This is a genomic window from Paenibacillus sp. FSL P2-0173 (assembly GCF_038008045.1).
GTDB lineage: Bacteria > Bacillota > Bacilli > Paenibacillales > Paenibacillaceae > Paenibacillus > Paenibacillus polymyxa_B.
In genome coordinates, this window is record NZ_JBBOYK010000001.1 from 91,319 (window position 1) to 109,259 (window position 17,941).

General features: G+C 43.6%; 14 protein-coding genes. 10 read left to right on the top strand and 4 right to left on the bottom strand.

What is annotated here, in order from left to right; translation table 11 throughout:
* Positions 1-243: 243 nt before the first annotated feature.
* Positions 244-1,629: an MFS transporter gene (locus MKX30_RS00225; protein ID WP_341062267.1), complete on the bottom strand. Its 1,386-nt coding sequence runs from the start codon at positions 1,627-1,629 to the stop codon at positions 244-246.
* Positions 1,630-1,740: 111 nt separating this feature from the next.
* Here MKX30_RS00225 and MKX30_RS00230 point away from each other — a divergent pair, with 111 nt between their 5' ends.
* On the top strand, positions 1,741-2,628 hold the full coding sequence (locus MKX30_RS00230) for a LysR family transcriptional regulator (RefSeq protein WP_023988595.1): 888 nt from the start codon (positions 1,741-1,743) through the stop codon (positions 2,626-2,628).
* 170 nt (positions 2,629-2,798) lie between these two features.
* Here MKX30_RS00230 and MKX30_RS00235 read toward each other — a convergent pair whose 3' ends face one another.
* Positions 2,799-3,638, bottom strand: a complete 840-nt coding sequence (locus MKX30_RS00235; RefSeq protein ID WP_023988596.1) for an AraC family transcriptional regulator — start codon at positions 3,636-3,638, stop codon at positions 2,799-2,801.
* A gap of 149 nt (positions 3,639-3,787) precedes the next feature.
* Here MKX30_RS00235 and MKX30_RS00240 point away from each other — a divergent pair, with 149 nt between their 5' ends.
* The 3 genes from MKX30_RS00240 (at position 3,788) to MKX30_RS00250 (ending at position 9,082) form a co-directional block, all read left to right on the top strand.
* Positions 3,788-5,848, top strand: coding sequence for a beta-galactosidase (locus MKX30_RS00240; protein ID WP_028541290.1), 2,061 nt, complete (start codon positions 3,788-3,790; stop codon positions 5,846-5,848).
* Positions 5,849-6,111: 263 nt separating this feature from the next.
* Positions 6,112-7,041 (top strand): ArsR/SmtB family transcription factor, encoded by a 930-nt coding sequence (locus tag MKX30_RS00245; RefSeq protein ID WP_023988598.1) that lies wholly within the window; start codon positions 6,112-6,114, stop codon positions 7,039-7,041.
* A gap of 280 nt (positions 7,042-7,321) precedes the next feature.
* A complete protein-coding gene (locus MKX30_RS00250) occupies positions 7,322-9,082 on the top strand; it encodes a glycoside hydrolase family 2 protein (protein ID WP_053325441.1) in 1,761 nt (586 codons plus the stop codon).
* Between the two features lie 364 nt (positions 9,083-9,446).
* Here MKX30_RS00250 and MKX30_RS00255 read toward each other — a convergent pair whose 3' ends face one another.
* Positions 9,447-9,788 (bottom strand): winged helix-turn-helix transcriptional regulator, encoded by a 342-nt coding sequence (locus tag MKX30_RS00255; protein WP_013310350.1) that lies wholly within the window; start codon positions 9,786-9,788, stop codon positions 9,447-9,449.
* Positions 9,789-9,894: 106 nt separating this feature from the next.
* On the opposite strand from MKX30_RS00255, the gene MKX30_RS00260 reads away from it, so the two are divergent.
* The 4 genes from MKX30_RS00260 to MKX30_RS00275 all read left to right on the top strand — a co-directional run bounded on the left by MKX30_RS00260 (position 9,895) and on the right by MKX30_RS00275 (position 14,028).
* The gene (locus tag MKX30_RS00260; protein ID WP_341062268.1) at positions 9,895-10,809 is read left to right on the top strand and encodes an arginase family protein; all 915 of its coding nucleotides are present in this window, start codon (positions 9,895-9,897) and stop codon (positions 10,807-10,809) included.
* Between the two features lie 250 nt (positions 10,810-11,059).
* A complete protein-coding gene (locus MKX30_RS00265; protein WP_279833664.1) occupies positions 11,060-11,746 on the top strand; it encodes a cyclase family protein in 687 nt (228 codons plus the stop codon).
* A 595-nt stretch (positions 11,747-12,341) separates the two neighbouring features.
* Entirely contained in the window at positions 12,342-13,394 is a 1,053-nt protein-coding gene (locus tag MKX30_RS00270) for a glycosyl hydrolase (protein ID WP_071558741.1), read from the top strand.
* A 529-nt stretch (positions 13,395-13,923) separates the two neighbouring features.
* On the top strand, positions 13,924-14,028 hold the full coding sequence (locus tag MKX30_RS00275; RefSeq protein WP_023988604.1) for a DUF6254 family protein: 105 nt from the start codon (positions 13,924-13,926) through the stop codon (positions 14,026-14,028).
* Positions 14,029-14,352: 324 nt separating this feature from the next.
* Here MKX30_RS00275 and dapA read toward each other — a convergent pair whose 3' ends face one another.
* Entirely contained in the window at positions 14,353-15,234 is an 882-nt protein-coding gene (gene dapA, locus MKX30_RS00280; RefSeq protein WP_071559634.1) for a 4-hydroxy-tetrahydrodipicolinate synthase, read from the bottom strand.
* A 102-nt stretch (positions 15,235-15,336) separates the two neighbouring features.
* On the opposite strand from dapA, the gene MKX30_RS00285 reads away from it, so the two are divergent.
* Positions 15,337-16,218, top strand: a complete 882-nt coding sequence (locus MKX30_RS00285) for a LysR family transcriptional regulator (protein WP_445671558.1) — start codon at positions 15,337-15,339, stop codon at positions 16,216-16,218.
* Positions 16,219-16,887: 669 nt separating this feature from the next.
* Complete coding sequence (locus tag MKX30_RS00290; protein WP_053325445.1) at positions 16,888-17,910, top strand: NADH:flavin oxidoreductase/NADH oxidase; 1,023 nt, start codon at positions 16,888-16,890, stop codon at positions 17,908-17,910.
* The last annotated feature ends 31 nt before the right edge of the window (positions 17,911-17,941 follow it).

Below are 17,941 nucleotides of genomic sequence, written 5' to 3' on the forward strand. Positions count from 1 at the left end.
AAATAGGGAAACTGGGCCCCAAAGCTTTCAAATGGCTTTGGGGCAATCTAAACAAACCACAAAAGCCGCAAGTCTCCAATAACCCCGGAGATTTACGGCTTTTGTGGTTTGAATGTAGCGAAGTTTTATGTAGCAATGTCGCTGAATTAAAACTTGTTGTAGTAGATCTTTACGCCAAATAAATGACATTTGGTGTATGCTGATGGGTGCCGCGCAATGGTTTGAGATATGAACTTAGTGAACCTACGACTCATGCAATTGCGCTGACTCCCGGTGCCGCCGACTCATGAATACCAAAGACAATGCAATTACCGTAAGGATGATCCCAAGCATTTGAAATCCCTTGAAGCTAAACGTACCTCCCATTACGATAGCTATCAATAATGAAGAGATAATGGTTCCCAGATATCTGGATGTGTTAAATAATCCGGATGCTACACCGATTATTTCTTTTGGAGAACTTTGGAACAGGGCTGCTTGCATACCTACATTGTTCAAACCGTTGCTAATTCCGAATGCAGCTAAAGCCAAACACACGCTGATAACCGGTGAAGTTGGATTCAATGTCACGAGCCACACTGACCCCAATGTCATCAGAATTGCGGACACCAGCAATGCCGGTCTGGGTCCTGATTTATCGATCCATTGTCCTGCAATTGGAGAAGTAATTAGCGAGCACAAGCCTAAGCTTAGCATGAGAATGCCTGTTTGGAACTCGCTGACATGACGTACCATTTGCAAGTAGGACGGAAGCCCGAAAAAGAGCGAGTAATATTGTACATTAACGAGCATGAATTCAACATTCACCCAAGTCATTGCAGGGTACTTGGCGAATGTGCGTAAAGGGATAAAGGGTGATGTCGCTTTTAACTCATGTCGTACGAATATCCCCAGCGCAACGAGACCTATCAGCCCGACAATGACATTTCCTAATGAGATATGTCCAAATGATTGTGCTGAGAGTAATCCAACGAGTAGGGTAACCAAAGCCACTGTGAAGAGCAGAATCCCTGATGCATCAATCAATTCAAACCATTTACGAAAGGACATGTTGCGTGCTAAGGATGTTGGCAGTTCATCCTTAGGAATATTCCTCCAAGCCAATACAAAGCTGGCCACCACAAACGGAATATTGATGAAAAAGATAGCAGGCCAATTCCACCAATGAATCAAGACTCCGCCAATAAAGGGGCCAATTGCTGCTGCTCCAGATAGGAATATGGACAAAATAGACAACGCAGTTGCTTGTTTTTCTGTAATATGAATTCGAACAATAGCCATTCCAACCCCAACCATCATGCTTGTTCCGATGGATTGCACAATGCGGAACACGATGAGCCACCCGAAATTTGGTGATAATGGAGCCAATAATGATGCAATGAAGGCTACAACAAGCCCGGTAAGAAATATCTTTCTACGACCGAATAAATCGCTGGCTTTTCCCATGACAGGTTGAGCGATGCTACTTGCAATGTAGAAAGAAAAAATAATCCAGGAAACACCTGTAAAGTCAAGTTGGAACACTTTTTGCAGACTTGGAATAGCAACAGAAACCATCGAAGAATTTAATGGGTTCAATAGTATCCCTAGACCAACTGAAATCATTAACCACCAGCTGCGAATGCTCATTTCTGGTCCCCCCATAGCGAATTAATGTCATCGTACTTGAAACCGATTATTTATTCCAACGCATTTGATGTTATAATCTCATTGACTTGGGGGAATGAATGGGGGATCATAATGGAACTTCTTCAACTGCAATATTTTCTGACGGTAGCTCGTTTGGAACATGTGACCGAAGCTGCACGGAGTCTGCATGTTACTCAATCGTCGCTGAGCAAAACGATTCAGCGCCTGGAGGAAGATCTGGGGGTTCCTCTATTCGATCGAACAGGGAGGAAACTGCGATTGAATGAGTTCGGAAGCAGATTCCTTCACCGTGCAGAGAGGGCTTTATTTGAATTGGAGCAGGGGAAGCAGGAGCTTAGTGATTTATCCAGCCCGGAACATGGCACTCTCGAATTGGCGGTGACCACCGCTAGCACATTACCCAATATCCTTCGAGAGTTTCGGAAAAAGCGACCCTATATTCAATTTCATGTGCAAATGCTGACTACGCAGGAAATGGTAACGCTTCTTCATAGAGGCGAGGTCGATTTTTGCTTGTCCTCACCTCCAATAGAGGGAGATGACATCGAATGCCAAATCGTGTTTATCGACCCAATCCTTGTAGCTGTTCCAAAGGGACATCGGCTGGCAGATCGAAGCAGTGTAACGTTGACAGATCTAAAGGATGAATGGTTTGTCGGTGTAAAGAGAGGCTACGGTACTCGCGATTTAGTGGACTCTATATGCAAATCGGAAGGATTTGTACCTAAATATGTGTATGAGGGGGATGAACCTGCAAGGCTTAGTACGCTTGTGGAAGCTGGAATTGGCATAGCCTTCATACCAAGCACGGCAAGGAATTCACGGGAACATCTTAAGTATCTCCAAGTAGAAAATCACGAATTGGTACGGGAGATCGCTTTATTATGGCACAGGAGTCGGTATATTTCGCGGGCTGCTCTGGAATTCCGTGAGGTAGTTGTAGAATATTTCGGAGCGATATCCAAACAGACAAATTAATCCCAAATATAAGCGAAATAAAAAACATTAACAAAAGCGGTAGCGTAGGACATGTTAACCAAACGTCCTAAGCGGCCGCTTATTCTTTTATTCAACTGCATAATTTGTAATTTCGATTTGTACGCTGCCATACACACACGCCCAGCTATTGAAGGAGTTTTTGGATTGTACTAACCCATCCTTCTCAGCTGGCGGAACTGCTCCGGCGTGATGCCTGTATGCTCCCGAAATCTCTTGATAAAATAGCTGCTTTGATGAAAGCCGGTTTCCAGTGCAATCTGCTTTACAGTGAGTGCCGTAGATACAAGCAAATGTTTGGCCAGCGTTATTCGGCATTGGAGCAAATATTGAGCTGGAGTACTACCCATGATCTGATGGAAGAGTCGGCTAAAATGAAAGGAGCTATAACCTGACGTTGCAGCCATTGTCTTCAAATCGAGCATGTTTCGACAATGCATACGAATATATTCCGCCGTATGACGAATCCTCTCATGGACGGTGCCGCCGGGAGAGGTGCCGAAAATTTGGTGGGAATGATGGACGATCTCCAGAAGGACTTCATAAAGCAGGGAAGAGATCTGTACATCATAGTCGTGACGGTAAGTTTGGGCAAGTTGCAACATTTCTTCCATCAGCGGTTTTAAACGTTCTGGCCGGTGGAGCGAGAACAGATACGGTTCGTGCATGCTTCGACCTTGTAATAGCGAATCTACATCCTGCCCGTCAAAATGAATCCATCGGACATCCCAGGGATCCTCGGGTTTAGTTCGATATTGCTGCGTCGTATGCTTGCCGAAAAGAAAGCCCATGCCAGGGGTAAGCTCGATTTCCTTCCCATCATGCACAATAGCGCCTTTGCCTGCAAAAATGATATGTAAATTGTAATCTTTCAGTAATCCTGCATTCCTTCGCTCCCCATGATTGGGGAAGTTCTTGTAATGCCCTAACGATTCGGGAAACAGTATACCTTTTAGAATGGGTGAAGGAAGATAACAATCTATTTTAATCATGTATCCATCTCCTTGAGTAAGTTAGCAAAAAAGTAATTCAATTAGCAAAATCGAGTTATTCTAATCCTTTTATTCTTATATTACAATAGATACGATTATCAGAGAATCACATTTTTGTACTATCACTTCTACTGAAGGAGAATTGGAGCATGCCGAAATCCTTATCTTTAGATCGCTTTCATTTAGGAGCTTGTTATTATCCTGAACACTGGGACGAATCGTTGTGGTCGGACGATCTCATAAGAATGAAGGAACTGGGCTTCAGCATCATTCGGATTGGAGAATTTGCTTGGTCGATCTTCGAGCCGGAGGAAGGAAAGTTCGAATTCACGCTGTTTGACCGTTTCTTGGAGCAGGCAGACGCGAACGGGATTCAAGTGATCATGGGCACACCAACAGCTACGCCACCGGCATGGCTTACTTATAAGTATCCCGAGGTGCTGAACGTATCCATGGAAGGGGTCACGTTCCAACACGGTCAGCGTCGGCATTATAACTACAGCAGTCCCGTTTATTTGGAGCTTTGCGCACGTATTACAAGAGAGATGGCACAACATTACAAAGATCATCCGGCCATCATTGGGTGGCAAATTGATAATGAGCTGAACTGCGAGATAAACGTCTTCTATGCCGAGGCAGATCATCAGGCTTTCCGGCGCTGGCTAGAGGCAAAATACGGTACGTTGGAGCAACTCAACAAGGCCTGGGGGGCTGTATTTTGGAATCAAACTTACGACAGCTGGAATCAGGTCCATCTAACTCGTCCGACCGTATCCGGGTCAACGAATCCTCATCAGGCTTTGGACGAGAAGCGATTTATATCCGATAACACCATTTCGTTTGCCAAGCTACAAGTGGACATAATTCGGTCAGTGGCGCCTAATCAGTGGGTGACAACCAACGGTGTATTCGGGCATTTGGATAGCCATAAAATGACGGATCAACTGCTTGATTTTTTCTCGTACGATTCTTACCCTCAATTCAGTACCATTTATCCGGACCAAGGGGAGAAGCCATTGCTGGATCGCAAGTGGGGGCTTACTTTAAGTAACGTCAGAGGGATGTCACCAAATTTCTGCGTGATGGAGCAGCAATCCGGTCCAGGAGGATGGGTGAACAGGATGGAGATGCCATCTCCGCGCCCGGGGCAGATGCGATTGTGGACCTACCAAAGCATTGCTCACGGGGCAGACATGATTTTGTATTTCCGCTGGAGAACGGCAACGTTTGGTACGGAAATGTACTGGCATGGAATTAATGATTATCACAATCAGCCGAATCGTCGGGTCGCAGAAGCAGGCCGCGTCGGAAAGGAGCTGCAAAAGGTTGGAGGGCGGATTCTTGGCAAACGTTACGTGGCAGAGGTTGCTCTACTTCGTGACTATGATAACGAGTGGGATGGCGAGTTGGATAAATGGTATGGTCCCTTGACAAAGCAAAGTGAGCTCGGCTGGTACAAGGCACTGCAGTATGGACATATACCTTCGGATATGGTTACAATCCGTCCGGGTATGGAATCAGAACAGCTGCGGGAACTGGCCAATTACAAGGTGCTGGTATACACGCATCCGGCGATCCTACGAGACAGTACGGCAGCTATGTTACAGAAATATGTAGAGGATGGGGGCATCCTGATCTTCGGCTGCCGCACCGGTTATAAGAACGAGTTCGGTCACTGCCGCATGCAGCCACTCCCAGGCCCTGCAGCCGCAATGAGCGGCGTCCACGTAGAGGACTTTACGATGATAAATGGGACGGCATCACCTGTATCGGTGCGATTTAAGGATCAAGCTCTTGATTTTTGGGCTCCAGGCTTCAACGATATATTGAATGTTCATGCTGATACGGTAGAAGTACTCGCAGAGTACGCATCAAGCTACTATGAAGGGAAACCGGCCTTGACCCTCAACCGTGTCGGCAAGGGACTGGTCTACTATTGGGGTGCAGCTTTTGACCTAGCATTAGCGGCTGAGCTCCTAAGACAGCTGCCGGTGACATCTCCGCTTGCGGGGTGGTGCAAAGCTCCTTCGACGGTAGAAGTCGCTATTCGTGCGGATGTACAAGAAGAGCTGGTATTTCTACTGAATTACAGCGGAGAAACGGCTCAGGTTAAACTGAGTGTTGAGACGGAGGAACTCCTTTCCGGTAGGAGGCTTACTGGTACCGTACCATTGGAACCGTATGGAGTATGGGTATTAAAGAAAGTTTAAAATGAAGAGAGCATCAGCCGCTGATCTTAATCCGAAGATCAGCGGCTTTTTATTGCATAAAGCAAAGGAATAACGTGTTGCATTTGTATACAGGGTTCCGCTCAAAAATCGCTGTCTTTCCTATGGGTTCTTGAACCAGAGAAATCGGACATGATCGGTATTTAATACAAAATTAATAATTTAATACAATATTATTGACTGTTTCAAAGCATACAAGTAAACTTATTGTAATATAATCACAGTAAATTGAGATGGGTGATGCAATGCTTGAGCTTAGTTTTGATGATCCGGACAAGCTGGTAACGGTTACGCATGCTTTATCCACCCGTTCCCGAGTTGATATTCTCCGCCTCTTGATTTCTAAAAACCTTAATATTGTAGAAATAGCGGAAGCTCTTCAACTTCCGGTGTCTACGGTAGCCAACAATATCAAGGTTCTGGAGGCTGCTAGACTGATTAATACAGAGCTGCTGCCTGCCTCTCGCGGCGCGATGAAGATGTGCAGCCGCAATTATGATGACATTCATATTGCGCTAAATCTTGAAAAAGCAGTACCCAAAGGGGATGTACAGATCTACGAAGTGGACATGCCGATCGGTCATTATAGCGATTGTGAGGTTTCACCGACGTGCGGTATGGCCAATGCAGACGGGATGATCATACGCGAGGACGAACCGGCGAGTTTTTTCCACCCGAAGCATATCGGAGCCCAGATGATATGGTTCCGCAAGGGCTATGTCGAGTATTTAATGCCGCTCGAAATACCGGCAGGAGCGCGAATAGAATCGCTTGAGCTATCGATGGAAATGTGTTCTGAAGCACCAAACTATGACAACAATTGGCCTTCTGATATTTCCTTGTGGGTTAATGGCGTGGAGATTGGCATGTGGACGTGTCCCGGTGATTTTGGAGACAGGCGCGGCAAGCTGAATCCTGCCTGGTGGTATGAGTGGTCTACCCAGTATGGGTTGCTCAAGACCTGGCGAGTAGATAAAGAGAAGACTGCGCTGGATATGGAGAAGGTTTCCTCGGTTACACTGGATCAGCTCAACCTGCAAAACAGCCACAAATTGCGTTTGCGGATCGGAATTAAGCCAGATGCGGTGCATCAAGGTGGGCTCAACCTGTTCGGAAAGCAATTTGGAGATTATGATCAGAATATCAAAATGACTGTGAATTATGTCATGGATTGAGATATTGGTGAAATGGATAGGCTTTAGTTGCAGGTGCTCTGTAGCTAAAGCCTTATTCAGTTTATTAGTTACATAAAATTAACTTGAAAGCGTTGACATTAAAAATGCATCACTATATAATCCCCTAAAGATACAATAATAGTGTAACAAATCGATTTTATTGTTTGTATTTCGAAGCGGAGGTAAAGGATGACGATCGGACCTACAGATGATAGCAATGCACTGTAAAGTCATCAGGCTAAGGTGACTAATTATATATCAAAGGATAGGTGGAAACTGTATGACTACAAACGCTTATATCAAAAATTATCCAAGGCCGCAATTTGTACGTAAAGAGTGGCTGGATTTGAATGGGGTGTGGGATTTCGCCTTCGACGACGGCAAAGTGGGTGAAAGCGAGCAATGGTATCATCATTTTCCGAAGGGAGCCAAAATCCTCGTACCTTTTACTTATGAAACCAAGGCAAGCGGGATCGGAGTCGAGACCTTCCATCCGGTGATCTGGTACTGCAGGAGCGTGAAGGTCCCGCAGGAGGCAATAGCGAAAAGAACAATTCTACATTTTCAGGGTGTAGATTATAAAGCGAAATGCTGGGTGAACGGATTTATGGCTGGTGAGCATGAAGGAGGTTATGCTGCGTTTTCTTTCGACATCACACCCTATATCACTTACGACTCGGAGAATAGCATCGTGCTTAAAGTGGAGGATAGTCAGAGCTGCACGCAGCCCCGGGGAAAGCAGCGTTGGGTGGATCAAAACTTTGAATGCTTTTATGTACAGAGCACCGGAATCTGGAAAAGTGTGTGGATTGAATATGTGAATGAGGTAAGAATCAATGAGGTCAAGATAACACCGGATATCGACCGTCATATGATCCGCTTTGACTTTCAGCTCATGGGTATCGAGGGTAAAGATAATTTACGCCTAGAGACACGGATTACGTTGAAAGGACAGCATGTGAAAAAGGTCAGCCTATCTGCCGACAGGCCCTGGATAACGGTAGAGGTCCATGTATTTCATGAAGCCGGTGGTCCATGGAAGCAGTGCTTGTGGTCACCGGAATCGCCAAACTTGTTCGATGTAGAGTTTATTCTGTATGAGGATGAGAAAGAGTGCGACAGGGTGTATTCTTATTTTGGCATGCGGAAAATATCGATTGAAAACGGACAGGTTCTATTGAATAATGGTCCTCTTTACCAGCGGCTGATTCTGGATCAGGGCTACTGGCCGGAAACACATCTGACTCCGCCGTCTGAAGAAGCTCTTATCGAAGATATCGATAAAATAGCCGCGATGGGATATAACGGGGTTCGTAAACATATGAAGTTGGAAGACCCTCGCTTTTTATATTGGTGTGATGTGAAAGGCATGCTCGTCTGGTCGGAAATGGCGGCGACCTTTGAGTTCAATGATCAGGCGGTTAGCCGCTTTACGAAGGAATGGCTGGAAATCGTGCCGCAGCAGTACAATCATCCGAGCATCATAACTTGGGTCCCGTTCAATGAATCGTGGGGCATATCGACCATTGGACATGATGTAAGGCAGCAGCAGTTCACGCAAACCATCTATCATCTGACGAAGACGATTGATCCGTATCGTCCGGTGATTACCAATGACGGATGGGAGCATACAGTCTCGGATATTTTAACCCTTCATGATTATGTGGAGACGGGCGAAGAGTTTTTGGAGCGATATCAGGACAAGGAAAGCATTGTAAACAACAGCATCTCCTTTAACAATTGGAAATATGCCTTTGCAGAAGGATATGCCTACCGGGGACAACCAATTATCATAAGCGAATTCGGCGGCATTGCCTTCCAGACGGACATGGGCTGGGGATACGGAAACCAGGTGAATTCAGTCGAAGCTTTTATCGAACGTTTCCGTGCAGTCACCGGAGCAATTAAAGCGACCCCCTATCTCTCGGGCTATTGCTATACACAGGTAACCGATGTACAGCAGGAAGTCAACGGATTGTTGACGGAAGACCGAAAACCGAAGGTTCCGCTTGAAGTGATTCGGGAGATAAATCTGGCTTGAAGCGATAATTAAGATAATAGAATTTCTAGAACGGCTGCATGCTGATGTCCAGTCATTGCTGCATTCACCTGTCGTACAAGGTTTTTGTTACACACAGCTGACGGACGTGGAACAGGGAATCAACGTTCTGCTGACGCACGATAGACACCCGAAGATGCCGACCGAATAAATCAGAGCCATTATGGAAGGCCGCCTTTCCTCTTCGGTTGGAGAATAAGAGGAAGTATATGAATACAGCATCTTCAGCATTTAGAGCTAAATAAACAAAGTGTCACTGCTGTTAACCATAGAGTTTAACTTGGGATAGCAGTGTTGGAAAACAGGACAATTTTTCGCATACAGGATTTTTAGTAGAAAACTGGATTTAATTATTTTGGTTTTTTGTTCCCCACTCACATAACCCTTCCAAAACAGGTAATAGCGTTTCTGCTTTATCTGTGAGACTGTACTCGACTTTAGGGGGGACTTGAGGATATTCTTTTCGATTCACCAGACCATCCGCTTCCAATTCTTTTAGTTGTGAACTCAATGTTTTATAAGTAATAGCCCCTATCTGTCTTTTCAGATCATTAAAGCGAACTGTTCGGTTTTCGGCTAGGAGATAAATAATAACCATTTTCCATTTACCACCAATCAATGAAACTGTATAACCAAAAGGTGTATCTTGAATATTTTTAACTTTACCTTTAAATTCAGCCATACTCATGTTTACACTATCCTTTCGGGTAGTACCTATCAAAATAGTGCGTACTACGTTTTTATTTGTGTTCAGTTTATACTAACCTTACTTTTGAAGTAAAGGAGAGAAAAACATGACTAAAAAAACAATACGCCTGTTAATGCCACAATGGCAAGGGGGAAACAATCCTAATTACTCTTTTGGAGCCGAACTGCTTGCTTGGCTAGCTCCGGATAATGAACAACCTCTTATTCATGTTCCAGTTCAAGCTTATAAGGGTACTCCGCTTGAAAAAGAAAACGGTATGAATGGGAGAAAACAGCTACTTGAACAGTTAGAGGCTGCTCAGCATATCATTGATGCTCATAAGCCAGATCGCATTGTAATGTTTGGTGGTGACTGCTTAGTGGAACAAGCTCCATTTGCCTATTTGAACGAACGATACGGTGGGGAATTAGGTTTAATTTGGATCGATGCTCACAGTGATTTAGTTAGATATGTGGGCTATGATAACGGTCATACATTACCGCTCGGAAATCTTTTGGGAGAAGGAGATGAGGAGTTCACAAAACATGTGAAAATCCCACTAAAACCTGAAAATGTCTTTATCGCAGGATTAGCGGCTCCTACAGAACAAGAATCAGAAGTCATTTCAGAAGCGTTTCAAAGACTAGGTATAGCTCCTGTAGAATCAGACACAGAAGTGATTCAAAGACTAGGAATTAAAACTGCAGGAACCAAAGAGTTAACGAATAGTACTGAATCTATAAGAGAGTGGATTAAAGAAAGTGGCATTAAGCACCTAGCTATTCACCTTGATTTAGATGTGCTTGACCCAAAAGCATTTCGTTCTTTATTATTCGCCAACCCTGAAGCACCTTATAATTTTTCTCCTGCGGGAACAATGCAAATGCCTCAGCTACTTAATCTGATTAAAGAACTATCTGAAGAAACAGATGTAGTTGGATTAGGTATAACGGAGCATATGCCGTGGGATTCTATTAACTTAAAGAATCTGCTTGGAGAGATACCTATTTTAATATCTTAGGATAATCGTTTATTATTTTTATATTATCTTTCTTAAAAGGACAATCAAGGAGAAGTGGTCGTACGATTTCAGGAAAGATAGGGCGATTGAATATAAAATATAAATTAAAATGAGGGAGTTGACCTGTAGGGGTATGGTCTTTTTATCAGTTTGTCTGTTTGTACTCCGCTTATACTTTTCGGAAGCTACACATTAGGCGAATATCCCCTATAATGGATTCTTAAAACTAAAATTACAGGAGCATCTTAGTATGTCAAAATACGTTGAAATCGGTTACCCAATATATGAAGGAATGCCTGTTTATCCAGGATTGCCAGAAGTGAAGTTAGAGCCTAGAGAGCGTTTGGACAAAGGGGATGCCTGGAATGGAAGTGTGTTAAGTATGTATCTTCATGTCGGCACCCATGTCGATGCACCGTGGCATCATTTAAATAACGGTAAGGGAATAGATGCTGTTCCGATTGAAGAATTCATCTATCGAAAACCGCTGTTAATTGATTGTCCTCTTGATCCGAACGGCTTTATTACCCTTGAAATGCTTCAGGAATATGAAGAGCTGCATGAAGCGGATATTCTCATCTTTAATACAAGCTATTGGAAACACCGAGATACGGATTTTGAGAAATACGCTAATAATTTCCCAGCCGTCTCTCCCAAAGCAGCGGAATTCATCCGTAAAAATTTGCCGAACTGCAAAGCTGTGGCCATTGATACCATGAGCATTGAAAATCTGGAAGAAGCCAAAAGAAACGGCTATTTTGTTCACCATGCCTTCTTAGACCATGAAAAATATGAAGAGCCGACAATGCTCATTTACGAAGACATAAACCCTGCACCATTAATTGGTAAAAAGATATTATCTGCTTTCACAGCACCACTTCGCATTAAAAATCACGATGCATCTATGGTTAACATCATTGTTGAAGTTGAAGAATAAAAGCTAACGAGGAACAATAGGTTTATCGAACACAGGTGCAGACTTCAGCACTGCAAGGAGAGACAACAACATATACGCATAAGAAGTCGCCATTTTGGCGGCTTTTTTGTTTTAGCGAAAATCTACGCTAAGCCTTCAGATGTAATCAACTTATTTTGATAGACGTTGGTTAGCCGCTATTTATTTCTTTTGATTTTTATAACATGGCGTGTCAAATGTGCGGGCATAAAGTCTTCTATATAGCACATAATAACAATAATTTGAAAAGAATATTTTCATAAGAATGAAAAGGAAAATATTACTTTAAGCATATTCTTATCTCTAACATTCTTTGTGAAGTTGAATGATAGTTGTTATAAGAACTATTTTTTACTCTTTTAGAACTATTTTAATCTATTCATTTGAGGTCGATATAATTGAGCTGCTTTTATTCGTAAAAGTAAAATTTTCTAGGAAGTTGGTATCAACTTCCTAGAATGAAAAATAATGTAGATTGCAATCAGAAGTGTCATAGGGAGAAATATCACAGTGAAATCAATTAAATGAATACGATGGTAGAAATCGACCAGCCGTTCCTTTAGAGAGGAGGTGGTACATAAGAATATTGGGGATTCTGTTAATCGCTTCGACTTTCTCACAGACAGCATCTGCACATACGGTGAATCCTAATGGACAAGCCACAACCAAGGAAGTGATGAACTGGCTCGCTAATCTGTCATCGGAAAACCGCGTAGTGTCAGGAGCATTCGGCGGGTACACAAATGCGTCATTTTCTATGACCGAAGCTAATCGAATTGAAAATGCAACAGGACAGTCCCCTGCCGTGTATGGCTGTGATTATTCAAGAGGATGGATGGAGACTTCTAATATTGCCGATTCGATCGATTATAGTTGTAACACCGATTTAATCTCTCATTGGAAGAACGGAGGTATACCTCAGATCAGTATGCATCTGGCTAACCCTGCGTTTAACTCTGGAAATTATAAAACCCCAATCTCAAACAGTCAGTATGAAAGAATCCTAGACTCATCAACTGAAGAGGGCCAGCGATTAGACGCTATGTTAAGCAAAATTGCCGACGGCCTTCAGCAGTTAGAAGATGAAGGTGTTCCTGTTCTTTTCAGACCTCTTCACGAAATGAATGGAGAATGGTTCTGGTGGGGACTTACCGACTATAACCAAGAGGATAGCGAACGTATCACTTTATATCAACAGCTTTATAAAAAAGTCTATCATTATATGACCGATACAAGAGGATTGGACAACCTGATATGGGTATACGCACCAGACGCCAACCGAAACTTTAAGACAGACTTTTACCCTGGATCTTCATATGTTGATATTGTTGGATTAGACGCTTATTTCTCAGATCCTTATTCGATTCAAGGATATGACGAGCTAACAGCTCTTGATAAGCCTTTTGCTTTCACAGAAGTCGGTCCGCAGGCAACCAATGGTAGTATGGATTATTCTTTATTTATCAATGCCATCAAAGAAAAATATCCGAAAACCATTTATTTCTTAGCTTGGGATGAGGGATGGAGCCCCGCAGCTAATAAAGGTGCCTACAATCTTTATAATGATGGTTGGACACTGAATAAGGGGGAAATGTGGGAAGGCAGTTCACTTGCATCATTTGCTGAATAATTGATCAATAGTTCATTAAACAGGACTATGAAGAATGCAAGTTCTTCATAGTCTCTTAAAAAACATGTCCTTTAGGGAGTTACAATAACAGCTAATGTATGAATTTTTTATCACTTACATAACTATTTCTCGGAAACTAGCGGTTCAGCCGATAAGTAGCCTTCTTACACACCTTCCAATCTTTCGGGCGCATCACCGATATTTCTGATTATTTGTGTTGTATTATATGTACTAAATCCTCTTTTCGGAAGGCAAAGGCCGATTTCTAGTATGTTAAGGAGAAATCGGCTGTTTTTTTAAAAATTGTTCCCAGTGCAGCGCTTGAGTTAGCGCCGTTTGCTCAATTAATGCAATCTCCAGCAAACCCAGAATACATGAAGCCATGCTCCCAGCTATTCCTTTGAAACGGTTTGGAACCCCTGAATTATTACAAAAATCCAACGAATTTAGTTTTATGAATGAACAGAGCTGAGAAATGACAACTTAAGAAAGTAGTATACATCACAATTTCCAAAGGAGGATATCTGTTATGGCTCACCAGAAGAAAAGGAAAGAAGCAGCCTGGAAGTCACGAAAGCAAGAACAGCATCCCCATGGTAAAGTCAAATCGCTCAAGGAGCTGTCCAGCGAATAGGAGTGAGGAGTATACTGCTTGGAAGAGAAGGACTGTCGGTGAAATTCACCGGCAGCCTTCTTTTTGCAATAATTTCGCTTACATAAAGAATTCCCTTAATGCTGCAACTGGATTTACTAACAACCATCTAGCTATTGCTTGTAAGCTTTTCAGATTGCGGACCTCATTAGGATGAAAACACCGATACAGCGTTCTACCATAGAGAGTATCTTCTTAAATTCGTTTTTCTGAAGGTTGTCAGTTCCGGCTAAAAATTGAAGCATCTCCTGTCCAGGAGATGCTTCTTCTACGTTATGATTGGGTAGTCTGAGATAAGCTGATTTATCAGGATACGATTGAATTCAGGAGACCCTGCTTCACCTGATCCGACAGTGGCATAAGTGGCAGACGCAATTGCTCGGCGGCAATAATCTCTTTCTGGGTAAGCCACCACTTGATCGCGGCCGGGGCTGGCTCTGCAAATACATGCTGGATCACCGGTTCCAGTAGCATGAAACTGTCTCGCGACCCGTTCATGTCGCCAGCCACAAAACGTTGGTATATATCCACATACTCCTGGATATTGAGATGAGCGGATGCAAGCATACCACCGGCAGCTCCCTGGCATAGCATGGCATGGAAATAGGCATCCTCTCCGCAGAGGACAGGCTTGGTCTCGTACTGGGTCAATTTTAAAAGCAGATCAAGACCGCCCGTGCTGTCCTTGAGCCCAATTACGCCATCCAGGTCCAGCACTTTGCGTATTGTATCTATTGTCATGCGACTGCCCGTGCGAACAGGAATTTCATATACAAGCACAGGCAGGCCTACACGAGATACGACACGGAAATGCTCCAAGATTCCTTCCTGCGTCGGCCGGTTGTAATACGGAGTGACCACCATGGCTGCATCCGCTCCTAATTCAGCCGCCATTTCCGTCCGATGCACCGTTGAATAAGTATCGTTCGTTCCCGTGCCAATGACGATCGGAATGGTTTTGTTCATGCTCTTCAGAACATCCTGCGTCACCTGTACCATTTGCTTCACTTCATCCCAGGATACGGTTGGCGACTCTCCTGTCGTACCGTTAACGACCAGACCCTGGATGTCATGGCCTGCAAGATAGGTAACATACTTCCGGTACGAATCGATGTCCAACTTATAGTCACGTGTAAAAGGTGTAATCAGCGGTATGAAAATCCCATGAATATGTTGTTCGTTCATCATCATCAGTTATCCCTTCCCGTTGAATTAAATCTAATGTAACATAGGAGACAGCATCAGAGTTATCTATAATAAACGATGATTCTAATCAAAATTTCCGATGGGGTGGCCAGATTGGATTTCATTTATCTTCAAACATTTCGGGAAGTTGCCATTCGTGAAAGCTTTACAAGAGCAGCAGAAGTGCTCGGTTACGCACAATCCAGCGTCACGACCCAGATTCAAAAGCTGGAGAAAACGTATCAAGTCAAATTGTTCGAGCGCTACAGCAACAACAAGATTCGTCTTACCTCCGCCGGGGAAGAGCTATTCAAGCTTGCCGGACAAATGCTGGAGCTTTTTGAGCAATCGAAAGAAAAATTGGCTAAGCAGGGCGGGGGCTCCATGACGATCGGTACTATGGATTCCATCGCTTCGTATTTTCTGCCGCCGTATATGCAGGCGACTCGCAAAGAATACCCTGATCTGAACATACGATTGCATACGGATCGCGAAGAGATGATTTTGCACCAGGTCAGGGAAGGGGAGGCCGATGTCGGGCTGATCCTCGCGGACGATTCAAGCAATTCGGCCTTGCAGTGGATTACGATTCGAGAAGAACCGCTTGTACTGATTGTCCATCCGAACCATCCGCTTATCGCTAAAGAGAGAATCGGCCTGGATGATCTGGTAGATGCGGAGTGGATTATGCCCGAGCATACGTGCAACTACAGACAACTGTTGGAGAGAGTGCTTCGAGCAAATGGAATCACCTATCGCGTGAGCCTGGAGCTGGGTAATCCCGAAGCGATCAAACGGAGCATCAAAACTGGAGAGGGTATATCCATTCTACCTCTAATGGCTGCGCTGGAGGAGATTGAACGGGAAGAGCTAAAGGTGTTACCCTTTGAGCATGCCGAGCTCAAGCTGGAAATTCAGCTTGTTCTTCATCCCAAGAAGTGGGTGTCCAATGCATTGAGCTTTTTTATGAAGAGCATGAGAATGTAGATTTACCTCCACATCCAAATTAATATACAGTACGAGCGCTTCCTAGTGGATACCAGAAGCGCTCACAGTTTAACGTGCCGAAAAGGATGAGAACTTAGAATGAAAAGAGAAAGCAAAGTTTATTCAAATCATCCACGTATTTTTTTGAAAAATAAGCAATCCATATTTGCATTCAAAACTTGACAGCAAGTAATTTTTTCACTAAATTAAATGCATGCGCATGTTTTTTTAATTTGGTAATGTGCTAAACCATTCGGTTACTTAATATTTAATTAGAACAAGATGTCAATGCAGAAGTTCAGTCATTGGTGAATTTCACCATAGACCATTTGGGCCGTGCAGATACATTAATTAATTGCGCAGGCTGCTGCGGAGAATATCACCTATGGCAGTATCCCTCGTGAGGATGTAGCCCGTGCCATTGTGGCAGCTTTAGATGAGAAGAACACATACAAGCGAGCTTTTGATCTGATTACTGGTGACGATTCAGTTGTTGATGCATTGCAAAAAATCTGAAGATGAGGACCAACGAGTAAATGGCGTATTTTACTTTGAAGTTTTGAAATCATACCTAAAGTTGACAAATGAAACAAACATGTTAATATATATGCTTGTGCATGCATTTGATTGATGTATTCATAATATAACTCAGAGAGGAGTCTTTCTCACATGAAAGATTTATTTAGTCCCTATACAATTAAAGGTTTGGAATTGAAAAATCGCGTAGTTATGCCTCCAATGTGCCAATATTCGGTTGACAAAAAGGATGGGATCGCCACAGATTGGCATTATATACACTACGTTAGCCGAGCGGTAGGCGGAGCTGGTTTTATCATGATTGAAATGACAGATGTAGAGCCGGATGGTCGTATCTCCGATTTTGATCTTGGTTTATGGTCAGATGAGCAGATTCCTGCTCTCAAACGGATTGTAGATGCTTGTCACAGCTACGGTGCCAAAGTGGGAATCCAGATCGCGCATGCCGGACGCAAGGCGGAAGATGCTGAAGTTCCTGTAGCGCCATCTGCCATTGCATTTGATGAAAATTCAAAACAACCTCGCGCGCTTACAACAGAAGAGGTTAAAGGACTAGTTGAGAAATTTCGTGCTGCTGTAGCTCGCGCTGTCAAGGCTGGATTCGACACCATTGAAATTCATGGTGCACATGGCTATTTGATTCATCAATTTCATTCGCCGCTTACGAACAAACGGGAAGATAGATACGGTAAAGACCTTACCCTTTTTGGTCGGGAGATCATTCAGGCAGCGAAGGGCGAGATGCCGGAAGATATGCCGCTCTTGATGCGTATTTCTGCCAAAGAATACGTAGAAGGTGGATATGGTATTAAGGAAAGCATTGCTTTTGCCAAGGAATATCAAAAGGCAGGAGTAGATATGTTTGATATTTCATCTGGCGGTGAGGGACCTATAGCTGCATGGGGCAGACCAGGAACTCACGCAGCATATCAAGTCCCCTTGGCAAAAGAAATCAAAGAAGCTCTGGATATTCCGGTGATGGCCGTTGGAAGACTAGAAGATCCAATTTTGGCGAATGCAGTTATCGGAAATGAAGAGGCCGATCTGGTTGCTGTGGGTAGAGGGATGTTGAGAAATCCTTATTGGTCACTGGAAGCCGCTTCAAAATTGAAAAAAGAAACTGCAATCCCTACACAGTATACTACAGGGTTCTAAGACCGACTGTATGCATTATTGGTTGATCCTG

Bases quoted from the DNA above. Each gene is read 5' to 3' on its own strand.
- MKX30_RS00225 (WP_341062267.1), bottom strand. From the start codon at position 1,629: ATGAGCATTCGCAGCTGGTGGTTAATGATTTCAGTTGGTCTAGGGATA.
- MKX30_RS00230 (WP_023988595.1), top strand. From the start codon at position 1,741: ATGGAACTTCTTCAACTGCAATATTTTCTGACGGTAGCTCGTTTGGAA.
- MKX30_RS00235 (WP_023988596.1), bottom strand. From the start codon at position 3,638: ATGATTAAAATAGATTGTTATCTTCCTTCACCCATTCTAAAAGGTATA.
- MKX30_RS00240 (WP_028541290.1), top strand. From the start codon at position 3,788: ATGCCGAAATCCTTATCTTTAGATCGCTTTCATTTAGGAGCTTGTTAT.
- MKX30_RS00245 (WP_023988598.1), top strand. From the start codon at position 6,112: ATGCTTGAGCTTAGTTTTGATGATCCGGACAAGCTGGTAACGGTTACG.
- MKX30_RS00250 (WP_053325441.1), top strand. From the start codon at position 7,322: ATGACTACAAACGCTTATATCAAAAATTATCCAAGGCCGCAATTTGTA.
- MKX30_RS00255 (WP_013310350.1), bottom strand. From the start codon at position 9,788: ATGAGTATGGCTGAATTTAAAGGTAAAGTTAAAAATATTCAAGATACA.
- MKX30_RS00260 (WP_341062268.1), top strand. From the start codon at position 9,895: ATGACTAAAAAAACAATACGCCTGTTAATGCCACAATGGCAAGGGGGA.
- MKX30_RS00265 (WP_279833664.1), top strand. From the start codon at position 11,060: ATGTCAAAATACGTTGAAATCGGTTACCCAATATATGAAGGAATGCCT.
- MKX30_RS00275 (WP_023988604.1), top strand. From the start codon at position 13,924: ATGGCTCACCAGAAGAAAAGGAAAGAAGCAGCCTGGAAGTCACGAAAG.
- dapA (WP_071559634.1), bottom strand. From the start codon at position 15,234: ATGATGAACGAACAACATATTCATGGGATTTTCATACCGCTGATTACA.
- MKX30_RS00290 (WP_053325445.1), top strand. From the start codon at position 16,888: ATGAAAGATTTATTTAGTCCCTATACAATTAAAGGTTTGGAATTGAAA.